The organism is Bradyrhizobium sp. USDA 241 (assembly GCF_049739505.1).
GTDB lineage: Bacteria > Pseudomonadota > Alphaproteobacteria > Rhizobiales > Xanthobacteraceae > Bradyrhizobium > Bradyrhizobium liaoningense.
In genome coordinates this window covers 58974-80497 of the sequence record NZ_JBMGPZ010000002.1, presented here as the reverse complement: position 1 = coordinate 80497, position 21524 = coordinate 58974, and the positions used below count along the sequence as shown (strand labels likewise).

The following is a 21524-nucleotide window of genomic DNA, read 5'->3' as shown; positions in this document are numbered from 1 at the left end:
AGTACCCACTTTTCTTGGAACGTGAGTCGTGATTCAAGGTCGGGATGATACCCGAAGCAAGAGAAGTCCACCTTTCGAGGAAAGATCGCAAGGTGCTTGAGGCGTGCTGTCGCTCACCGGTGACGTTGCAGCGCGATTTGAAGCGGGCGCGGATAGTTCTGTTGGCGGCGGATGGGCGCAGCACCCGGTCGATCGCCAAGGAAGTTGGGGTCCAGCCGCGGATTGTCAGCCTTTGGCGGCATCGCTATGCCGACCATGGCCTTGAAGGGCTGCAAGACAAGCCGCGGCCTGGCAAGCAGCCGATCTATACGAAGACGACCGACAAGCGGATTCTGAAGCTGCTGGATAAGCCGCCACCGCAAGGGTTTGCGCGCTGGACCGGCCCCCTGCTGGCCGAGGCGCTGGGCGATGTCGATGTCCAATATGTCTGGCGGTTCCTGCGCAGCCACAAGATTGACCTGGTGGCTCGCAAGTCCTGGTGCGAGAGCAACGACCCGAACTTTACGGCCAAAGCCGCCGATGTTGTCGGCCTCTATGTCGCGCCGCCGGCGAAGGCCATTGTGCTGTGCGTGGACGAGAAGCCCTCGATCCAGGCTTTGGAGCGAGCGCAGGGTTATCTGAAGTTGCCCAATGGCCGCGCCTTGACCGGCCAAAGCCACGATTACAAGCGGCATGGCACCACAACATTGTTTGCGGCGCTCGAAGTCGCCACCGGAAAGATCATCGCGACCCATTCAAAACGCCGGCGCCGCGTCGAGTTTCTCGATTTCATGAACAGCGTCACCGCGGCTTTTCCGAACCGCAAGCTTCACGTCATCCTCGACAACCTCAACACCCATAAAAAGAACGAGGACTGGCTCAAGGCCCACCCCAACGTGCAATTTCATTTCACGCCGACAAGTGCGTCATGGCTCAATCAGGTCGAAGTATGGTTTTCCATCTTGCAGGGGCAGTCGCTCAGCGGCACCTCCTTCACGAGCCTCAAGCAGCTTCAGGAACACATCGATGCCTACGTCAACGCATACAACGACAGAGCCGAGCCCTTCGTCTGGACCAAGAAAAAGGTCCGTCAACGCCGTTTCAAAGGCCGCCGTATCACTCAGCTCTGATTCCGGGTACTAGCGCCTTGGGACGCCGGCAGTCCCGGCCAACCGGGTGAGCCCCCGGAGGTCAGCCTGCTTTCGCAGGGCTATCAGTACCTGACGGAGCAACGTTATGACCAGATGGAGCCTGCGCTCGAGTTGATCAGGCAAAACATCGTGGCGCTGGGCTTGCCGCTTCGGTCGATCGAGGTGGAATACGGGCCGAGCCAGTGCGAGTTCGTGTTTCAGCCCACCGTCGGCATCGAGCCGGCGGACACCATGGTACTGTTTCGCACGGCAGTGAAGCAGATCTGCAACCGCCACGGCTATCACGCGACTTTCATGTGCCGGCCGCGGATACCGAACGTGATGTCGTCGGGGTGGCACCTTCACCAATCGCTGGTCTCCCGAAAAGACAGCGCCAACGTGTTCATGACGAGCGAACCGACCGGTCTGTCGAAACTTGGCAAGCACTATATGGCGGGGCTGCTGGAGCATGCCAGGGCATCCGCGGTCTTCTCGACGCCGACGATCAATGGCTACAAGCGCTACCGTTCCTATTCGCTGGCTCCGGATCGGGCGATCTGGGGACGCGACAACAGGGGCGTCATGATCCGCGTGCTGGGCGGTCCCGACGATAAAGCCACCCGGCTCGAAAACAGGATCGGCGAGCCGGCCGCAAACCCCTATCTGTACATGGCGTCCCAGATTCTGGCCGGCCTCAACGGCATTGATCGCCAGCTCGATCCCGGTCCGTCGGCGGACACCCCCTACGAGACCAAGGCGAACCTCCTACCGACCTCCTTGCGCGAGGCGGTGTTCGCGTTGCGCGATGACCCCTTCTTCCGCGAGGCTCTGGGAGAGAAATTCGTCGACTACTACGTTTTCATCAAGAACGCGGAAATCGAGCGCTTCCAATCGACGATCACCGAGTGGGAGCAGCGAGAATATTTTGAAATGTTCTGAGACAGCATCACCGAAGCGGGGAGAAGAAAGACATGAGCTTGAGGTTTGGACTTGTTGGGGCCGTCGCGATTGCCGCCGCCTGGATGTCGCCGGCGCAGTGCGACACGATCAAGGTGGGGATTATTGGCACCATGTCCGGTCCGTATGCTTTGTTCGGCCAGAACTTCAAGTACGGCATTGACGCCTGGGTGGCCAAGCATGGATCGAAAGTCGGCGATCATCAGATCGAGTTCGTCTATCGTGACGAAGAATCGCCGAACCCGGCCAAGTCGAAATCATTGGCCCAGGAGTTGATCGTCAAGGAGAAAGTTCAATACATCGCGGGACTGTACTTCACTCCGGACGCCCTGGCCGTCGCTCCACTTCTCGAGGAAGCGAAGGTGCCCATGATCGTGATGAACGCGGCGACGTCCGCGATCGTCGAGAAGAGCCCCTACATCGTGCGGACGTCCTTTACGATGTGGCAGAACACGGTCCCCGCGGCGAAGGTGGCGAAGGCCAGAGCGGCCAAGAAGGTGGCGATCGCCGTCAGCGATTACGGCCCCGGCGTCGATGCCGAGACAGCCTTCAAAAAGACGTTCGAGGCAGATGGAGGCACCATCGTCCAATCGATCAGGATGCCGCTCAATACGACCGATTTCGGCCCGATCATGCAGAGGATCAAGGATTCCGGCGCCGACATGATCTTCACGTTCTTGCCGGCCGGTCCGCCAACCCTGGGGTTCGTCAAGGCCTATATCGACAACGGACTGAAAGCGTCCGGCGTGAAGTTGTTGTCCACGGGTGATGTCGTGACCGAGCCCGATCTTCCGAATATCGGGGACAGCGGCGAAGGCATCTTGTCGACTTACCACTATGCGGTCTCGCACGACTCGCCAGAGAACAAAGCCTTCCTGGCCGATATGATCAAGGCTGGCGCCAAGCCTGACGACATCACCATGGCGTCGGTCGCGGCCTATGACGGTGCTCGGCTCATTTACAAGATGGTCGAGGCCACGAACGGTCAAAAGGATCCGGACAAAGCCCTTGCGGCCGTGAAGGGCATGAAATGGGTCAGTCCGCGCGGACCCGTGTCGATCGACCCGGATACCCGGCATATTCGTCAGAACGTGTATCTGCGCGAAGTCGTGATGCAGGACGGCAAGTTCCTCAACAAGGAACTGCAAACGTTCGATGCGCAGCCGGACTGGGGCCTGGCGAAGAACTAGAGCGGATCGCTCGCGAAGTAGGATCTCGCGAGCAATCGCTTCAACGTGTCGGAGAGGGGGGCCGGAATGAGTGGTCGGTCGCAGTCTATTCGCTTCGTCAATGGTCGCATCTATCGCGATGCCAAAGACCGGATTCCGGCTGATGCGCTGGTGATGCAAAATGGCGCCATTCTTTTTGCCGGCGTTCAGGATGAGGCCCCCTCCGCACATGTCACCGTCGATCTGCGCGGAACAACTGTGATACCCGGCTTGACGGACACACGCGGCACTCTCCGCGCCGGCAGCGCCGCGGACCAGACCGCCTTGGAGAAGGACCCGTTCGGCTCGTCGGTCGACACGAGGTCGGTGAAGACCTTGAGGACGGTGGTCCGCGGGACCATTCGGCATGACGTGTTGGGGTCGCAACATTTCAAAGCCGCGGAAGTATTCAACTAATGGCGTGGACGGGTCTCAGCATCGGGCTGGATGCCCTCTCGTACGGCATGGTCCTTTTCATCATCTCCATCGGCCTGTCCATCATGATGGGCCTGATGAGGGTCGTGAACCTTGCTCATGGCGCATTTGCGATGATCGGGGGATATCTCGCGTCTTTTGCGCTCAAGAGCGCAGGAGTTGGATACCCGTTCGCGATTGTCCTGGCGGTCCTCGGCACCATCGCGATCGCCTTTCCGCTTGAGTTTCTTCTCTACCGCCGGATCTATCGCAAGTCCGATGAACTGACCCAGATTTTGCTCACGATCGGCATTGCGTTCGTCATCATTGGCGTTGCCAACTACATTCTTGGCCCGACAACCAAATCCATTCCGCTGCCTCCGCTGCTGAGCGGTCCCGTCGATCTAGCCCGTCTTATTCGCGAGAGGGCGCCTGAGAGGCTGGCGAGCGTGGTGTAAAGCGCTGATGCGGCGTAGGATTCGGTTGCGAAGCCACCCCATCACCTTCAACCGCGAACGCCACGCCCGCCATGACCGATGATACGATTTCAGACCACTATCGAGAAGCAAGAATTCAACACAAATAAAACCTCTGCCTCGCGCTCGATCTCTTCATGCTTGATAGTCTCGTTTCGGAGGCTGAGCACCTACCGCGTCTAATAGGCCGCTCGCGCCGGTTTCTTTGGACGCGGCACGACCGCGACTCCACGTTTCGGCACAGAAATGATCGGGAGTCACTCAATCTTTCTTCAACTTAACCCGTCTTATTCGTAAGAGTGCGCCTGAGGGGTAAAGCGCTGATGCGGCGTAGGATTCGGTTGCGAAGCCAACCCCATCACCTCCAACCGCGAACGCCACGCCCGCCATGACCGACGATACGATTCCGCCCTTCTCGTTTCCAGCCGTTCACGCCAAGAAAGTCACAGCTGCCTTCGATGGTGGGCGCCTAACCTCGAACGGGGGCGTGATGCTTCTGGCGATGGCCGAGCGGCGTCTCGGTTTGGCCAACAATCTGGCCCGGGTGTTCCCGGATCGGCGCGATCCGACGCGGGTCGTGCACAGCCTGGTCGATATGTTCCGCGCTCGCATGTTCGCGATCTGCTGCGGCTACGAGGACGCCGACGACCTCGATCATCTGAGGTCCGATCCGGCATTCAAACTGGCCTGCGGTCGCCTACCGGACACGGGCCGGGATTTGTGTTCCCAGCCGACGCTGTCGCGGCTGGAGAATGCTCCGCGCCTGCGCGACGTGATCCGGCTGACCTACACTTTGGTCGACGCATGGATGGATAGCTACCCGCGCGAGCCGGCATCCGTCACGCTCGACATCGATGATACCTGCGACGTCGTCCACGGCCATCAGCAGCTCTCGCTGTTCAACGCTCATTATGACGAACGCTGCTTCCTGCCGATCCACGTCTACGACACGGAGAAGAGCCGGCCCGTGGCGGTCGTGCTGAGGCCCGGCAAGACGCCGGGCGGCGTCGAGGTGCGTGCCCATCTGCGCCGCCTGGTACGGCATATCCGGACGCGATGGCACAACACGCAAATTACGTTCCGTGGCGACGGGCACTATGCCCGGCCGGAGGCAATGGCGTGGTGCGAGACCAACGGCATCGACTACATCTTCGGTCTGTCCGGCACCAAGCCTCTCGCCAGAAAAGTCGACGAGGTCGCCGACGACATCCGCACCCGACGCGCCATCGAGAACCTGCCGGTTCTGCGTGGCTATACCGAGACGCGCCACAAGGCAAAGTCCTGGGATCGCGAACGGCGCACCGTCGCCCGTATTGAGGCGACGATGCTCGGCCTCGACATCCGTTTCGTCGTCACCAGCCTCGATGTCGGCTCGGCCGAGTGGATCTACGACAGCCTGTATTGCGCGCGCGGCCAAGCCGAGAATCTGATCAAGCTGCATAAGACGCAGCTCGCCTCCGACCGCACCAGCTGCCGTTCGGCGCTCGCCAACCAGGTCCGTCTCGTGCTCCATACGGCCGCTTATTGGCTGATGCTGACCGTGCGCGACGCCATTCCCAAAGTCCGGGAATTGGCCGCTGCCGAGTTCGCGACGCTGCGTCTTCGGCTCTTGAAAATCGCCGCCCGTGTCGTCGAGACCACGAGCCGCATTCGCCTTGCGTTTGCCGCGGCATGTCCCGAAGCCGACCTGATCTGCGGCTTGCCCGGCGCGCTGCTGCCGCTCGGTCCTTGACCGGCGGGGCGTCCGCCCCCGTTCGCCCAACCCATCCCTCAAGCGCGTTGCAAAGTACCGGTCGTCAGGCGGCGAAAAGCCGAAGGCAATCCTGTGCGCCTCGTCAGACAAGATGTGCGGCCGCATCAATCGGGCCCAAAAGCCGCACTCTCACGAATAGGACGGGCTAGGTAGCTACGCAGATGCCCGCCACGCGTCTTGAAGTCAAAGGTCTCAGTGCTGGGTATGGCCTCACGCGTGTCGTGGATGACATGTCTTTCGAGGTCTTGCCTCGAGGTCGTCTCAGCGTCCTTGGTCGAAACGGAGTCGGCAAGACGACCTTGCTCGCATCGCTAATGGGTCTGACAACCCATCACGGTGGGAAAGTATTCCTGGGCGAAGCAGATCTCACGGATTCCAAGGCATCTACACGTGCTCAGCGAGGTCTCGGCTACGTACCGCAGACACGCGACATTTTTCGGTCGCTGACGGTGGAAGAAAACCTGGTCGCAGGTCTCAAGGGTCGAGGTCGAGAGGCGCTTGAAGAGGTCTACGTGATGTTCCCGAGGCTGGCTGAACGCCGGCGCCACTTCGGGATGCAGTTATCGGGCGGCGAGCAACAGATGCTTTCGCTTGCCAGAACGCTGCTAGGAAGGCCCTCCGTTCTCCTCTTGGACGAACCGCTTGAGGGGCTCGCCCCGGTGATCTGCGATCAAATCATGGACATCATCACGGCGTTAGCGAGCTCTGGCGAGATGACCATCGTTTTGGTCGAGCAGCAGATCGAACGAGCACTAAGGTTTGCCGATCAGGTCATGGTGGTTGAACGGGGCAAGGCGGTCTGGAGTGGGGAATGCGCGCACTTGCGCGACGATCCTAAGATGGTCGAGCGCCTGCTCGGTGTCGGATTACACTAAAGCGGGCGGTGTTCCCGCTGACCCAATATGACGTCTATCTTCATCTTCTCAGCTGGAACCATCCACGTCTAACTCCTCTTTGGACAAGCCCCGGCACCAATCAGGGTAGTGCTCCTCTGCAAATTCCTTGAACGACTTTCTGCTCTGAGCAGCGGCCCGCTTTTTGGAGCTATGGCGGAATCTGGGTGATGACGGTGTGAGGAAGGCGGCGTATCGAGGCGGGTGACGAGCCTGCCAGAACCTCTCGAGGAGAGCGATACGCCATGACCGAGACTACCAATGTTCTTGCTTTCCGTCAGCCGTCCGCGGTTGATGATCCACTGACCGATATCGTTCGAGCCGGCGCGCGGGACCTGCTTGCCAGGGCGATCGAGATCGAGGTTGGCGCGTTTCTGGCCAGCACGGCCAATCTGACGCTGCCCGACGGTCGAGCGCGCCTGGTCCGACATGGGCACGGTCCGATGCGCGAGATTGCGACCGGCATCGGTCCGGTGGAGGTCGCTCGTCCCAAGGTCCGCGACCGCGGAGCGAGCGGGCCAGGCGACCGCCTCCGCTTCAGTTCGGCAATCCTGCCGCTATGGGCGCGGCGGACGAAGAGCCTGGATGCCTTGATCCCGGTCCTCTATTTGCGCGGCATCTCGACCGGCGACTTCCAGGAGGCGCTCTCGGCGCTGCTCGGCAAGGATGCGCCGAACCTGTCGCCTTCGGTGATCGCCGGCCTGAAGGCCGATTGGCAGGTCGAGTACGAACGCTGGCAGAGACGCGATCTGTCGGCGCGTCGCTATGTCTACATCTGGGCCGATGGCGTGTACCTGCAGGCCCGCATGGAAGATCACAGCGAATGCATGCTGGTGCTGATTGGCACCACGCCGGAAGGCAAGAAGGAGCTGATCGGCTTCCAGGTCGGCGTGCGCGAGAGCGCGCAGAGCTGGCGCGAACTCCTGATCGACCTGCGGCAACGCGGGTTACGGATTGCCCCGCAACTCGCCATCGGCGACGGCGCCCTCGGCTTCTGGAAGGCACTGGACGAGGCCTTTCCCGGCACGCGGCACCAACGATGCTGGTGCCATAAAGTGAGCAACGTACTCGACAAGGTCGCCAAATCCGTGCAGGGCCTCATGAAGAACGACCTGCGGAACATCTATCTGGCCCCACACCGGGCCGAAGCTGAAACCGCGATCGACGTCTTCGTCGAGAAATACCACGTCAAATACGGACGTGCGGTGGAGTGCCTGATCAAGGATCGCCATGCGCTGCTCGCCTTCTTCGACTTCCCTGCTGAGCACTGGATCCACCTACGCAGCTCGAACCCGATCGAGAGCGTCTTCGCCACGGTGCGCCACCGAACGGTGCGGACCAAGGGATCGCTGTCGCAACAAACCGCGAAGCTGATGGTGTTCAAGCTCATCGACGCCGCATCGAAGACCTGGCGGCGATTGAAGAGCACGAACCAGTTGCCGAAAGTCATCGCCGGTGTAAAGTTCATCGACGGAATCGAAGTCATTCCGAACACTGAAAGCCACGCCGCCTGATCAGGCCGCGTCACCCAAAATCAGCCATAGCTCCGCTTTTTGTCGCGCGGATCGATGCCCTGGCGCAACCTTGTAGTCGCGTGCCTTCTCGCGCGCTGCTTAGGGTCAGAACGTCACCCCCTGCGCTGTCGCGGTCGCCAGCCCTGGCGAACTCCATCTGCGCCCGTTTGCCCTCGGGGTCGGTGAACCGGAAGGCCCACACCCGATCACCGCTCCTGCGCACGACCAGATAGAGGCCCCCAGTGTCCGCATGAACGCCAGCTTGCAGGGATTTAACTTGGTTCGAATTGAGCGCCACTTTAACGTTCCCCTTTCGCTTACCACTTACCGGCGCGGATGCTTTGCCCGTCACGGTCAGTCGTTCCACAAGGAACCGTTCGGATGTGAGCCGTCACGGATACTTTCAAAAGGGGCGGATGTGCCGCCTTACCACTTTTTTACCAAGACCGGCTGGCGGTCGGCGATTTTTGGCGAAGACAGACGATAGTTGATGAAGCCAAGTTATTGAAAATAAAGCAGGATGCAAGGAGTGACGATGCTCGGCGATAGCAGACTTGCGGCGTTGAAATTGGATGCATGATCCGTGACGGCATTCGGTAAACTCGTCCGCACCACGGCGTTCCGGCTGACGCTGGTCTATCTGCTGCTGTTCGCGATGTTCGCGGCCTCGCTGCTGGCCTATTTCGCCTGGAACACGCGGCGGCTGATCACCGAGGAGATCACGCAGACGGTCAATGCCGAAACTTCGGAGATCAACGAGATCTACGGGCGCCGCGGCCTGTTTGGCCTCGTGCGGACGATCGAATATCGGGCGCTGCGCCCGGGCGCGAACCTTTATCTCGTGACCACCCCGACCGGGCAGGCGGTTGCCGGCAATGTCGGCTCGCTCGCGCCCGGCGTGATGGCGACCCGTGGCTGGTCGGAGACCGCCTATCGGCGGATCGAGGATACGGATGATCGCGACCATCGCGCGCTGGTGCGCGTCACCGAATTGGAAAACGGCTTCCGCCTGCTGATCGGCCGCGACCTCGCCGAGCGGCGGCGCCTGTTCGGCATCGTCGCCAAGGCGGCGCAATGGTCGGTCCTCATCGTGGTCGTGCTTGGCCTCGCCGGCGGCATTTTCGTCGCGCGGAGGGTGCTGAGGCGCATCGACGCCATGACCGGCACGGCGCAGCGGATCATGACCGGAGATCTCAGCGAGCGCCTGCCCGTGGGGCGCAGCGGCGACGAGATCGATCGCCTCGCCGAGAACCTCAACGCCATGCTCGAGCGGATCGAGGCGCTGATGGCGGGCCTGAAGGAGGTTTCCGACAACATCGCCCACGACCTCAAGACGCCGTTGACGCGGCTGCGCAATCGCGCCGAGGAGGCGCTGGCGAGATCAGGCTGCGAGGCCGATTACCGCGCCGCGCTGGAGCGGACCATCGAGGAATCCGACGGGCTGATTCGTACTTTCAACGCGCTTCTGATGATCGCGCGCGCCGAGTCCGGACAGGCGCGCGGCAACATGGACGATTTCGACGCCGCCGATGTCGCCAATGGCATCCACGAGCTCTACGAGCCCCTGGCGGAGGACGACGGCATGACCTTGAAGGTGAAGGCCGATCCGACGCCGGTTCATGCCAACCGCGAGTTGATCAGCCAGGCGCTCGCCAATCTGGTCGAGAATGCGATCAAATACGGCAAGCCCGCTTCGCAGCCCGCGGGAACCGTGGTCAGCATGGATAGCCGGCAGATCACGATCGAGGCCCGGCGTGAGGGCGATCAGGTGCTGCTCGGCGTCACCGATCGCGGCCCCGGCATTCCCGAAGGCGACCGCAAGCATGCCGTCGAGCGATTCGTCCGGCTGGAGGCGAGCCGCACGCTGCCGGGCTCCGGCCTCGGCCTCAGCCTCGCCTCGGCTGTTGCCACGCTGCATGGCGGAGAATTGCGGCTGGGCGATGCCCATCCCGGTCTTGTCGCGACGCTGGTGCTGCCGGCGCGGGCGGGCGACAGGGTTGCTCCGCCAATGCCGGATGTGCCACAGAAGGTGGCATGAACCACTCCGCGCCGGGAAACGCGGACAAGCATGGTGAGAGGCTGGCCGCACGTTTCGCGGAGGCTCCCCATATTGCCGCTTCCGCAACCGACGAACGACGTTTCGAGAGCTGGCTGGCCGAGCTCGAGCCGGCCCAATCGGCGCGTCTGGAAGTGCTCCTGGGCCATCCCTTCGCCCGCAACATCCTGGTCGGGATCGCGGAATTCTCGCCCTATCTGTTCGATCTGGTGCGCGCCGATGCCCCGCGCCTGATCCGGCTGCTCGAATGCGATCCGGATACGCATCTCGCCGCACTAATCGCTGAGGTAAGGGGCGCGGTGCTCGCGGCTCCTGACGAGGCCGAGGTGATGCGGCTGCTTCGCCGGATGAAGGCGGAGGCCGCGCTGCTGATCGCGCTGTGCGACATTGGCGGTGTCTGGCCGGTGATGCGGGTGACGGCGGCGCTCACCGATGTTGCCGTTTCCTCCGTGCAGGCGGCGCTGCAATATCTGCTGCGGCAGGAAGCCGCACGCGGCAAGCTCTCGCCGCCCAATCCGGAGGCACCCGAAGAGGGCTGCGGGCTGATCGTGCTCGCGATGGGCAAGATGGGCGCGGGCGAGCTGAACTATTCCAGCGACATCGATCTGATCGTGTTCTTCGATCCCGATGCGACAACGCTGGCGGCGGACATCGAGCCGCAACCGTTCTTCGTCCGTGTGACGCAGGGGATGGCGCGCATCCTCCAGCAGCGGACCTACGACGGTTACGTCTTCCGGGTTGATCTGCGCCTGCGGCCCGATCCGTCCTCGACACAGGTGGCGATCTCGCGGGACGCCGCGTTGCATTATTACGAGCGGGAAGGGCGCACCTGGGAACGCGCCGCGATGATCAAGGCGCGCGCCTGCGCCGGCGATCCCAGGGCGGGTGAAGCGCTTCTGGCAGAGATCGCGCCCTTTGTCTGGCGCAAGCATCTCGACTTCGCCGCGCTCGCCGACGTTCACGACATGAAGCGGCAGATGCAGACCTATCGTGGCCAGAGCGAGATCGCGGTCGAGGGACATAACGTCAAGGTCGGGCGCGGCGGCATCCGCGAGATCGAGTTCTTCGCGCAGACCCAGCAGCTGATTGCGGGCGGCCGCCATCCGGAATTGCGGGTGCGGCCGACGCTTAGGGCGCTCGATGTACTCGCCTCCAGCAAGTGGATCACCTCTGCGGCGCGCGACGAGCTGACGACGGCCTATGAATTCCTGCGCCGGGTCGAGCATCGCCTCCAGATGATCGCCGACGAGCAGACCCATACGCTGCCTGAGGACAGGCAAGCGGTCGATCGCTTCGCGTGGTTCTTCGGCTATCAGGATCGCGAAGCCTTTGCGCGCGACCTGTTGCACCAGCTTCAGATCGTCCAGGGTCACTACGAAAAACTGTTCGAGGGCGACGATCCCACCGGGACGGCCAGGCTGCCGGCGCTCGACTACAGTGCGGGTCCCGACGATCCGCGCCTGCTCCAGCACCTGGCGACGCTCGGCTTCAAGAAGCCGGCCGCCGTCGCGCAGACCGTGCGCGACTGGATCACCAGCGACTACCGCGTATTCCGCAATGAGGCGACGCGAAGCGCCTTCGTCGAATTCGTGCCGGCTCTGATCGACGGCCTTGCCCATGCCGAGGAGCCGGATCGCGCCGTCGTGGCGTTCGATCATTTCCTCGGGGCGCTCCAGCGCGGCGGCCGGCTGATCACGCTGCTTGGCCAGAACCGGGATTTCGTCGCGCTGGTGGCGCTGGTGCTGGGGGCGGCGCCGCGGCTCGGCGAAATGCTGGCGCGGCAGCCGCAGCTCATGGATGGTCTGATTGATCCGCGCTTCTTCGGCGCCATGCCCGACAGGCAGGAATTGTCGGGCCGGCTCGCGGCCACCGTGCGAGACGCGGACTCCTACGAGGAATTTCTCGATCGCCTGCGCCTGTTCGGCCAGGAGAGCCTGTTCCTGATCGGCACGCGCATCCTGTCCGGCACGGTTTCGGCGCAGCAGGCGAGCACCGCCTTTGCCGATGTCGCCGAAGGAATCGTGCACACGGTGCATGGCCTCGTCGCCGATCGCTTTGCCGCCCAGCACGGCCGGATCAAGGGGCAGGAGACCGCGATCATCGCGATGGGCCGGCTCGGCAGCCGCGAGATGACGGCCTCGTCCGATCTCGACCTGATCCTGCTCTACGATTTCGACAGCGACAATCCGGACTCCGACGGGCCGAAATCGCTTCAGGGCGCGCATTATTTCGCGCGCTTCACCCAGCGCCTGATCAGCGCCTTCACGACGCGCACCAATTACGGCGTGCTCTATGAGATCGACATGCGCCTGCGGCCGTCGGGGCGCGCCGGCCCGGTGGCCTCGAGTCTCGTTTCATTCGCGGACTACCAGGCCACCGAGGCCTGGACCTGGGAGCACATGGCGTTGACGCGCGCGCGCGTGGTGTCGGCGTCGCCCGAATTCCGGGAGCGGATCGAGCGTGTCATCCGCGATGTCCTGACCCGCCGCCGCGATCCCGCAATCACGGCCAACGACGTCGCCGACATGCGGCGCGCGATCGCGCAGGAAAAGGGCGAGGCCGATTGCTGGGATATCAAGCATGCCGCCGGCGGCATGGTCGACATCGACTTCATCGCGCAATATCTCCAGCTCGTGCACGCCCACGAGAAGCCGGACATTCTCGACGTCGGCACCATGCAGGTGCTGGAAAATGCATGCAGGCTCGGTGTGCTCGCGCAGTCCGAGACCGAGATCCTGCGTGCCGCGGCGCGGCTCTATCACGACCTGACGCAGATCCTGCGGCTTTGCGTCAGCGAGCGCTTCAAGCCGGAGACCGCCGGCACCGACCTCCTGCGCGTGATGGCGCGCGCGGGCGACGCGCCGGACTTCTCGTCGCTGGAGGCGCGGGTGAAGGAGACCCAGACCGAGGTGCGGCGCGTGTTCAGGGCGCTGCTGGAAGGGACGTCGCCTGCTTCAACGAGGTGATGGCCTCGCGCACATCAGGCTCGAGGCCCGCACCGCCGGCATCGAGATGAGCGAAGATCGCGCGCTTCATCCGGGGATCCCAGAACTTCTTGATGTGCTCGGCAATCCCCGGCACGGCCTTGTCATGGCCCTGGCTCTGGAAGAATCTGCCGATCTGGTTGGCCATGTAGATCAGGCGGTCAGGCGACATCGGCAACCTCCGTGGCATGGCGCGCGACGATCCGGCTGCCATGCGAGAATATTTCGAACCCGTCCTGCCGCGCGATCGCGATCAGCGTGATGCCGGCGGCTTCCGCCGTGCGTAGCGCGAGCGCGGTCGGTGCGGATACGGCGACCATCACGGGGGCGCCGATCGCGGCCGTCTTCTGCACCATCTCCACCGAGACGCGGCTCGTCAGCAGCACCATGCCGCCGCGCGCATCCGCGCGGCTGCGCGCCAGGGCCCCGGCGAGCTTGTCGAGCGCGTTGTGACGGCCGACATCCTCGCGCAGCGCGACGATGCCGCCTGCGGCGGACCAGAACGCGGCGGCGTGAACGGCGCGGGTTTGCATGTTGATCGATTGAAGGGGCGCGATCGCCTGCATCGCCGCCATGATTTGCTCCGGCGTGAAGGTCTGCCCCTGCGGCACCACGGCCGCCGGCCGCACCGCCTCGGCAATGGACTCGATGCCGCAGATGCCGCAGCCCGTGGGTCCCGCGACGTGGCGACGGCGCTCGCTAATGCGGGCAGCATCTTCCGATGCCAACCATATCCGCAGCTCGATGCCGTCGTCGAGACGGACCACGTCGAGAGAGCGAATGTCCTCGACCGATCCGACGATGCCTTCGTTCACGCTGAAGCCGACCGCAAAATCCTCGAGGTTCTGCGGTGTCCCCATCATGACGGCGTAGGTGCCGCCATTATAGGTCAGCGCCAGCGGCGTCTCCTCCGGGATCAGCCGTGTCCCCTCTGATGCGATGCCATCACGCCAGATCTCGCGGTCGGTGGCCTGGACCGGAACGTGCATGCGGTTACTCCGCGGCCTCGGCCGGTGCGATGCGGCGGGAGTGCCGCGCCTGCGCGTCATAGGCCTTCTGCCAGTCGGACGGGCCGTTCGAGGGCGAGACCTGCACCGCCGTGACCTTGTATTCGGGGCAATTGGTGGCCCAATCCGAATAGTCGGTCGTGATGACGTTGGCCTGCGTGTCCGGATGGTGGAAGGTGGTGTAGACGACGCCCGGTGCGACGCGGTCGGTGATCTCCGCGCGCAGCGTGGTCTCGCCGGCGCGGCTCTTCAGCCGCATCCAGTCGCCGTCGCGCACGCCGCGCTGCTCGGCGTCGTGCGGATGGATCTCCAGCCGGTCCTCGGCATGCCAGACCACGTTGTCGGTGCGCCGCGTCTGCGCGCCGACATTGTACTGGCTGAGGATGCGGCCCGTCGTGAGCAGCAGGGGATAGCGCGGGCCGGTGCGCTCGTCGGTCGCGACATACTCGGTCACGACGAACTTGCCCTTGCCGCGAACGAAGCCGTCGATGTGCATCACCGGCGTGCCCTCGGGCGCCTTCTCGTTGCAGGGCCATTGCACCGAGCCGAGCTCGTCGAGCCTGGCGTAGGAGACGCCGGCGAAGGTCGGCGTCAGCGCCGCGATCTCGTCCATGATCTCGGACGGATGGCTGTACTTCATCTCGAAGCCCATCGCCTTCGCAAGGCCGATGGTGACCTCCCAGTCGGCCATGCCGTTCTTCGGGGTCATTACCTTGCGCACGCGCTGGATGCGGCGCTCGGCGTTGGTGAAGGTGCCGTCCTTTTCGAGGAAGCTCGAGCCGGGCAGGAAGACGTGGGCGTAGTTCGCGGTCTCGTTCAGGAAGAGATCGTGGACGATGACGCATTCCATCGCCGACAGCGCCGCCACCACGTGCGAGGTGTTGGGATCGGATTGCAGGATGTCCTCGCCCTGCACGTAGATGCCCATGAAGGTGCCTTCGACCGCGGCATCGAACATGTTGGGAATGCGCAGGCCGGGCTCCGGGTTGAGCCTGACGTTCCACAGCGCCTCGAACTGCTCGCGCACCGCATCGCCCGAGATGTGGCGATAGCCGGGCAGCTCGTGCGGGAACGAGCCCATGTCGCAGGAGCCCTGAACGTTGTTCTGGCCGCGCAGCGGGTTCACGCCGACCCCGGGGCGGCCGATATTGCCCGTTGCCATCGCGAGATTGGCGATGGCGATCACGGTGGTGGAGCCCTGGCTGTGCTCGGTGACGCCGAGGCCGTAATAGATCGCGCCGTTACCGCCGGTCGCGTAGATGCGGGCGGCTTCACGCAGATCCCTGGGATCGACGCCGGTGAGGATGGCGGTGGCTTCCGGGCTGTTTTGCGGTTGGGTGACGAAGGCGGCCCATTCCTCGAACTCGCTCCAGTCGCAGCGCTCGCGCACGAAGGCTTCGTTGACGAGCCCTTCGGTGACGATGACATGCGCCAGCGCCGTCATGACCGCGACGTTGGTGCCGGGCATCAGGGGCAAATGCAGCGCCTTCACGTGCGGCGATTCCACCATTTCGGTGCGGCGCGGATCGATCACGATCAGCTTGGCGCCCTGGCGCAGCCGCCTCTTCAGGCGCGAGGCGAAGACGGGGTGAGCGGAGGCCGGGTTGGCGCCGATGACGACCACGACATCGGTCTCCTCGACCGAGTCGAAATCCTGCGTGCCGGCGGAGGTGCCGAAGGTGGTGGCAAGACCGTAGCCGGTGGGGGAGTGGCAGACGCGGGCGCAGGTGTCGACGTTGTTGTTGCCGAAGCCGGCGCGGATCAGCTTCTGCACCAGATAGGTCTCTTCATTGGTGCAGCGGGACGAGGTGATGCCGCCGATGGCGTCGCGGCCGTATTTCTTCTGGATACCGCGCATCCTGGCGGCGGCGAACGAGAACGCCTCGTCCCAGGACACTTCGCGCCAGGGATCCTCGATGCGCTCGCGGATCAACGGCTTGAGAATGCGTTCCTTGTGGTTGGTGTAGCCCCAGGCGAAGCGGCCCTTGACGCAGGAATGGCCGCGATTGGCCTTGCCGTCCTTGTAGGGCACCATGCGCACCACTTCCTCGCCGCGCATCTCGGCCTTGAAGGCGCAGCCGACGCCGCAATAGGCGCAGGTGGTGACGACGGAGTGCTCGGGCTGGCCGATCTCGATCACGGACTTTTCCGTCAGCGTCGCGGTCGGGCAGGCCTGGACGCAGGCGCCGCAGGAGACGCATTCCGAGCCGAGGAAGCTTTCGCTCATGCCGGGTGAGACGCGGCTGTCGAAGCCGCGACCGGAGATGGTCAGCGCGAAAGTGCCTTGCACCTCCTCGCAGGCACGGACGCAGCGCGAGCAGACGATGCACTTGGAGGGATCGTAGGTGAAGTACGGGTTGGACTCGTCCTTCGGCATCCAATTGTCGTTGGTGCAGCCGTCCGTCCTGGCGAAAACGTGGTTCTCGCCCTCATAGCCGTAGCGCACGTCGCGCAGGCCCACTGCGCCGGCCACGTCCTGCAGCTCGCAATCGCCGTTGGCGCCGCAGGTGAGGCAGTCGAGCGGATGGTCGGAGATATAGAGTTCCATCACGCCCTTGCGCAGCCGCTTCAGCCGCTCGGTCTGGGTATGCACGACGAGGCCGGGCATCACAGGCGTGGTGCAGGAGGCAGGGGTTCCGGCGCGGCCCTCGACCTCGACGAGGCAGAGACGGCAGGAGCCGAACGCATCGACCATGTCGGTCGCGCAGAGTTTTGGAATCTGGTGGCCTGCATCCATCGCGGCGCGCATGATGGAGGTGCCCTCGGGCACCGTCACCTCCTTGCCGTCGATGGTCAGCGTCACCATCGTTTCCGATTTCGAGCGCGGCGTGCCGAAGTCGATTTCTTCGATCAGAGACATTGTCGTTCTCCTATTCCGCGGCCTGAAGCGTGGTCGGGACCGGCGCGAAATCCTCCCGGAAGTGCTTCAATACGCTGAGCACGGGGTAGGGCGTGAAGCCGCCGAGCGCGCAGAGCGAGCCGAATTTCATGGTGTTGCAGAGGTCCTCGACGAGCGCGAGATTTTCGCTCACACGCTCGCCCTTGATGATCTTCTCGATGGTCTCGACCCCGCGGGTCGAGCCGATCCGGCATGGCGTGCACTTGCCGCAGGATTCGATGGCGCAGAACTCCATGGCGAAACGCGCCTGCCTGCGCATGTCGACGCTGTCGTCGAACACGACGATGCCGCCATGGCCGATCAGGCCGTCGCGCGCGGCGAAGGCTTCGTAGTCGAACGGCGTGTCGAACAGGGCGCGGGGGAAGTAGTACCCACTTTTCTTGGAACGTGAGTCGTGATTCAAGGTCGGGATGATACCCGAAGCAAGAGAAGTCCACCTTTCGAGGAAAGATCGCAAGGTGCTTGAGGCGTGCTGTCGCTCACCGGTGACGTTGCAGCGCGATTTGAAGCGGGCGCGGATAGTTCTGTTGGCGGCGGATGGGCGCAGCACCCGGTCGATCGCCAAGGAAGTTGGGGTCCAGCCGCGGATTGTCAGCCTTTGGCGGCATCGCTATGCCGACCATGGCCTTGAAGGGCTGCAAGACAAGCCGCGGCCTGGCAAGCAGCCGATCTATACGAAGACGACCGACAAGCGGATTCTGAAGCTGCTGGATAAGCCGCCACCGCAAGGGTTTGCGCGCTGGACCGGCCCCCTGCTGGCCGAGGCGCTGGGCGATGTCGATGTCCAATATGTCTGGCGGTTCCTGCGCAGCCACAAGATTGACCTGGTGGCTCGCAAGTCCTGGTGCGAGAGCAACGACCCGAACTTTACGGCCAAAGCCGCCGATGTTGTCGGCCTCTATGTCGCGCCGCCGGCGAAGGCCATTGTGCTGTGCGTGGACGAGAAGCCCTCGATCCAGGCTTTGGAGCGAGCGCAGGGTTATCTGAAGTTGCCCAATGGCCGCGCCTTGACCGGCCAAAGCCACGATTACAAGCGGCATGGCACCACAACATTGTTTGCGGCGCTCGAAGTCGCCACCGGAAAGATCATCGCGACCCATTCAAAACGCCGGCGCCGCGTCGAGTTTCTCGATTTCATGAACAGCGTCACCGCGGCTTTTCCGAACCGCAAGCTTCACGTCATCCTCGACAACCTCAACACCCATAAAAAGAACGAGGACTGGCTCAAGGCCCACCCCAACGTGCAATTTCATTTCACGCCGACAAGTGCGTCATGGCTCAATCAGGTCGAAGTATGGTTTTCCATCTTGCAGGGGCAGTCGCTCAGCGGCACCTCCTTCACGAGCCTCAAGCAGCTTCAGGAACACATCGATGCCTACGTCAACGCATACAACGACAGAGCCGAGCCCTTCGTCTGGACCAAGAAAAAGGTCCGTCAACGCCGTTTCAAAGGCCGCCGTATCACTCAGCTCTGATTCCGGGTAGTAGGCGCCGAGCGGGCCGCCGACCTGCACCGCGCGGACCGGACGGCCCGTGAACGTGCCGCCGCCGATGTCGTCGACGAGTTCGCCGAGCGTCACGCCGAAGGCGGTCTCGAACAGTCCGCCGTAACGGATGTTGCCGGCGAGCTGGATCGGCATCGTGCCGCGCGAGCGGCCCATGCCGAAATCGGCATAGGCCTTGGCGCCTTCGGCGAGGATGAAGGGGATGGCGGCGAACGACAGCACGTTGTTGATCACGGTCGGCTTGCCGAACAGGCCGTGATGCGCCGGCAGCGGCGGCTTGGCGCGCACGATGCCGCGACGGCCTTCGAGGCTTTCCAGCAGCGAGGTCTCTTCGCCGCAGACGTAAGCGCCGGCACCGACGCGCACTTCGAGATCGAAGGCTCGCTTCGAGCCGCCGATATTCGCGCCGAGATAGCCGCCGCGCCTCGCCGCCACGATGGCCGCGTTCATCGCCTCGACTGCGTGCGGATATTCGCTGCGGATGTAGATGTAACCCTTGGACGCGCCGACGGTGATGCCGGCGATGGTCATGCCCTCGATCACCAGGAACGGATCGCCTTCCATGATCATGCGGTCGGCAAAGGTGCCGCTGTCGCCTTCGTCGGCGTTGCAGACGATGAATTTGCGGTCGGCCTTGGCCTGGGCAACCGTCTTCCACTTGATGCCGGTCGGGAAGCCTGCGCCGCCGCGGCCGCGCAGGCCGGACGCGGTGACTTCGTCGAGGATTGCATCCGAGCCAAGCGAGAGCGCGCGCGCGAGGCCCTTGTAGCCGCCATGGACGCGGTAGTCGTCGAGCGAGTGCGGGTCGATCACGCCGCAACGGGCAAAGGTGAGGCGGGTCTGGCGCTTGAGCCAGGGGATCTCGTCGGTCGCTCCCAGCCGCAGGAGATGCGGCGTGTTGCCGGCGAGCGCGGCGAACAGCGAGGGCACGTCGGTCTCGGTGACAGGCCCGAAGGCGATCCGGCCCTGGGGCGTCGCGACCTCGACCAGCGGCTCCAGCCAGTAGAGGCCGCGCGAGCCGGTCCTGACGATCTCCACTGCAACGCCGCGCCTGGCTGCAGCCTGCTCCAGCGCAAGGGCAACCTCGTCGGCGCCGACGGAAACCGCACCGGCATCGCGCGAGACGTACAGGCGGATGCTCATCGCTGCGCCTCCGCAACCAGCGCATCGAGGCGCTTCTGATCGAGCCGGCCAATGAGGCGGCCATCGAGCATCGCAGACGGCGCAGTCGCGCACAGGCCAAGGCAGTAGATCGGCTCCAGCGTGACGCGATCATCGGCCGTGGTGTTGCCGAGCGAGACGCCGAGCCTTGCCTCGGCGCGCGCAGCCAGCGCATCGCCGCCCGCGGCCTGACAGGCTTCCGCACGGCACAGCTTCAGCACATGGCGGCCGGCCGGCTTGTGGCGGAAATCATGGTAGAACGTGAACACGCCGTGGACCTCGGCGCGCGACAGATTGAGTGCTTTCGCCACCATGGGAATTGCCGCCTCCGGCACATGGCCGAACGCCTCTTGAAGCGCATGCAGGATGACGAGCGTCGCGCCTTCCTGCCCGGCATGTTCGGCGATGATCTCGGCGCCGCGCGTCTCGTCCCAATCATGAACCGCTGTCATTTGTCATTCTCAACCAGAGCGTTTCCTGCTCCCAAACTATTTCGAATCATTCGAAGATCAATAAAGCTGTCCCGTGCTGCGATTGCGAAGTCGGATCGATTGGCAAGCGCGATCACCTGATTTCAAATCGCAATCGAATCCGCTCCCGCAGGCGGTTTTTGCGTGTTGCAGGGGAGTGGGCGTGCTAGCTTGCATGCCACCACAGCATCCGAAGGGATAACCGGTTGATCGACAAGCTTGAACTGCTGCTGGCGCTGGCGAAGGAGCGGCATTTCGGACGCGCGGCGGAAGCCTGCGGCGTGACGCAACCGACGATGTCGACCGGGCTCAAGCAGCTCGAGGAGATCCTCGGTGTGATGCTGGTCCAGCGCGGGTCTCGCTTCCAGGGATTTACCCCGGAAGGCGAGCGGGCGCTCGACTGGGCGCGGCGGATCGTGGGTGATGCCCGCGCGATGCGCGACGAGATCAACGGGCTGAAGCATCAGCTCTCCGGCGAGATCCGCATCGCCGCGATCCCGACCGTGCTCGGTATGGTCGCCTCGCTGACGACGCCGTTTCGCGCCAAGCATCCCGAGGTGCGCTTCCGCATCCAGTCCACCACCTCGTCCGAGGTGCTGGGGCTGCTCGAAAATCTCGAGGTCGATGCGGGGCTCACCTACATCGAGAACGAGCCGATTGGCAAGGTGCGGACCATTCCGCTCTACAACGAGAGCTATCGCCTGCTGACCGCGCCGGATGCGATGTTCGGCGACCGCGAGACGGTGACCTGGAAGGAGGTCGGCCAGGTGCCGCTATGCCTGCTGACGCCCGACATGCAGAACCGCCGCATCATCGACCGCGCATTGCGCTCGGTCGGCGCGGAGGCGACGCCGACGCTGACCTCGAACTCGCTGCTGGTGCTGTTCACGCATGTGAAGACGGGGCGTTGGGCGAGCGTGATGCCGGCCAAGCTTGCCGAGACGCTCGGCCTGTCCGATACGGTGCGTTCGATCCCGATCGTCGACCCCGAGGTCAATTACAGCATCGGCATGGTGATCCCGCAGCGCGATCCGATGACGCCGCTGATCGCGGCGCTGGTCAATGTGGCGCGGGAAGTGGCGCCGACGCTGCAATTGTAGGAGCTGACGCGTCGGCAG

General features: G+C 63.6%; 15 protein-coding genes and 4 pseudogenes. 12 read left to right on the top strand and 7 right to left on the bottom strand.

The features are described 5' to 3' along the window. The first annotated feature begins 44 nt into the window (after positions 1–44). The 8 genes and pseudogenes from ABIF91_RS01340 to ABIF91_RS01305 all read left to right on the top strand — a co-directional run bounded on the left by ABIF91_RS01340 (position 45) and on the right by ABIF91_RS01305 (position 8324). Complete coding sequence (locus tag ABIF91_RS01340; RefSeq protein ID WP_026192128.1) at positions 45–1109, top strand: IS630-like element ISRj1 family transposase; 1065 nt, start codon at positions 45–47, stop codon at positions 1107–1109. Positions 1110–1118: 9 nt separating this feature from the next. Beyond that, positions 1119–2048 (top strand): annotated as a pseudogene (locus tag ABIF91_RS01335) (glutamine synthetase); the annotation flags it as partial. A gap of 32 nt (positions 2049–2080) precedes the next feature. Next, positions 2081–3256, top strand: a complete 1176-nt coding sequence (locus ABIF91_RS01330) for an ABC transporter substrate-binding protein (RefSeq protein WP_028182315.1) — start codon at positions 2081–2083, stop codon at positions 3254–3256. Between the two features lie 66 nt (positions 3257–3322). Next, positions 3323–3691 (top strand): hypothetical protein, encoded by a 369-nt coding sequence (locus ABIF91_RS01325; RefSeq protein WP_035680748.1) that lies wholly within the window; start codon positions 3323–3325, stop codon positions 3689–3691. After that, positions 3691–4143: pseudogene (locus ABIF91_RS01320) on the top strand (branched-chain amino acid ABC transporter permease); the annotation flags it as partial. The gene ABIF91_RS01325 and the pseudogene ABIF91_RS01320, both read left to right, overlap by 1 nt. Before the next feature lie 409 nt (positions 4144–4552). Then, positions 4553–5896 (top strand): IS1380 family transposase, encoded by a 1344-nt coding sequence (locus tag ABIF91_RS01315; RefSeq protein ID WP_424578703.1) that lies wholly within the window; start codon positions 4553–4555, stop codon positions 5894–5896. Between the two features lie 182 nt (positions 5897–6078). Beyond that, positions 6079–6792, top strand: a complete 714-nt coding sequence (locus ABIF91_RS01310; RefSeq protein WP_284280579.1) for an ABC transporter ATP-binding protein — start codon at positions 6079–6081, stop codon at positions 6790–6792. Positions 6793–7055: 263 nt separating this feature from the next. Continuing rightward, entirely contained in the window at positions 7056–8324 is a 1269-nt protein-coding gene (locus tag ABIF91_RS01305) for an IS256 family transposase (protein ID WP_424578702.1), read from the top strand. Between the two features lie 10 nt (positions 8325–8334). On the opposite strand, the gene ABIF91_RS01300 is transcribed toward ABIF91_RS01305, so the two are convergent. Further along, a complete protein-coding gene (locus ABIF91_RS01300) occupies positions 8335–8622 on the bottom strand; it encodes an integrase arm-type DNA-binding domain-containing protein (protein WP_035718578.1) in 288 nt (95 codons plus the stop codon). A 285-nt stretch (positions 8623–8907) separates the two neighbouring features. Between ABIF91_RS01300 and ABIF91_RS01295 the strand changes: the two genes are divergently transcribed. Both ABIF91_RS01295 and ABIF91_RS01290 read left to right on the top strand, forming a co-directional pair. Beyond that, positions 8908–10362, top strand: a complete 1455-nt coding sequence (locus tag ABIF91_RS01295) for a sensor histidine kinase (RefSeq protein ID WP_028181557.1) — start codon at positions 8908–8910, stop codon at positions 10360–10362. Further along, positions 10359–13346: a bifunctional [glutamine synthetase] adenylyltransferase/[glutamine synthetase]-adenylyl-L-tyrosine phosphorylase gene (locus tag ABIF91_RS01290; protein WP_028181556.1), complete on the top strand. Its 2988-nt coding sequence runs from the start codon at positions 10359–10361 to the stop codon at positions 13344–13346. Before ABIF91_RS01295 ends, ABIF91_RS01290 begins: the two co-directional genes overlap by 4 nt. Here the strand turns inward: ABIF91_RS01290 and ABIF91_RS01285 are convergent. The 4 genes and pseudogenes from ABIF91_RS01285 to ABIF91_RS01270 form a co-directional block, all read right to left on the bottom strand. Beyond that, positions 13303–13536 (bottom strand): formate dehydrogenase subunit delta, encoded by a 234-nt coding sequence (locus tag ABIF91_RS01285; protein ID WP_028181555.1) that lies wholly within the window; start codon positions 13534–13536, stop codon positions 13303–13305. The two genes, ABIF91_RS01290 and ABIF91_RS01285, sit on opposite strands and share 44 nt — an antisense overlap. Beyond that, positions 13526–14353, bottom strand: a complete 828-nt coding sequence (gene fdhD / locus ABIF91_RS01280) for a formate dehydrogenase accessory sulfurtransferase FdhD (protein ID WP_028181554.1) — start codon at positions 14351–14353, stop codon at positions 13526–13528. Before fdhD ends, ABIF91_RS01285 begins: the two co-directional genes overlap by 11 nt. 4 nt (positions 14354–14357) lie before the next feature. Then, positions 14358–17231, bottom strand: a complete 2874-nt coding sequence (gene fdhF / locus ABIF91_RS01275; RefSeq protein WP_424578701.1) for a formate dehydrogenase subunit alpha — start codon at positions 17229–17231, stop codon at positions 14358–14360. Positions 17232–17241: 10 nt separating this feature from the next. After that, positions 17242–17643: pseudogene (locus tag ABIF91_RS01270) on the bottom strand (NADH-ubiquinone oxidoreductase-F iron-sulfur binding region domain-containing protein); the annotation flags it as partial. Between the two features lie 37 nt (positions 17644–17680). On the opposite strand from ABIF91_RS01270, the gene ABIF91_RS01265 reads away from it, so the two are divergent. Continuing rightward, positions 17681–18745 carry an IS630-like element ISRj1 family transposase gene (locus tag ABIF91_RS01265; RefSeq protein WP_026192128.1) on the top strand — a complete coding sequence of 355 codons (1065 nt, stop codon included), beginning with the start codon at positions 17681–17683 and terminating at the stop codon, positions 18743–18745. On the opposite strand, the pseudogene ABIF91_RS01260 reads toward ABIF91_RS01265, so the two are convergent. Together ABIF91_RS01260 and ABIF91_RS01255 are read right to left on the bottom strand one after the other, a co-directional pair. Next, positions 18728–19918, bottom strand: a pseudogene (locus tag ABIF91_RS01260) (formate dehydrogenase beta subunit); the annotation flags it as partial. The gene ABIF91_RS01265 and the pseudogene ABIF91_RS01260 overlap by 18 nt on opposite strands. Continuing rightward, on the bottom strand, positions 19915–20388 hold the full coding sequence (locus ABIF91_RS01255; protein ID WP_028181571.1) for a formate dehydrogenase subunit gamma: 474 nt from the start codon (positions 20386–20388) through the stop codon (positions 19915–19917). The pseudogene ABIF91_RS01260 and the gene ABIF91_RS01255, both read right to left, overlap by 4 nt. Before the next feature lie 224 nt (positions 20389–20612). Between ABIF91_RS01255 and ABIF91_RS01250 the strand changes: the two genes are divergently transcribed. Next, positions 20613–21506 carry a LysR family transcriptional regulator gene (locus tag ABIF91_RS01250; RefSeq protein WP_028181570.1) on the top strand — a complete coding sequence of 298 codons (894 nt, stop codon included), beginning with the start codon at positions 20613–20615 and terminating at the stop codon, positions 21504–21506. Positions 21507–21524: the final 18 nt, after the last annotated feature.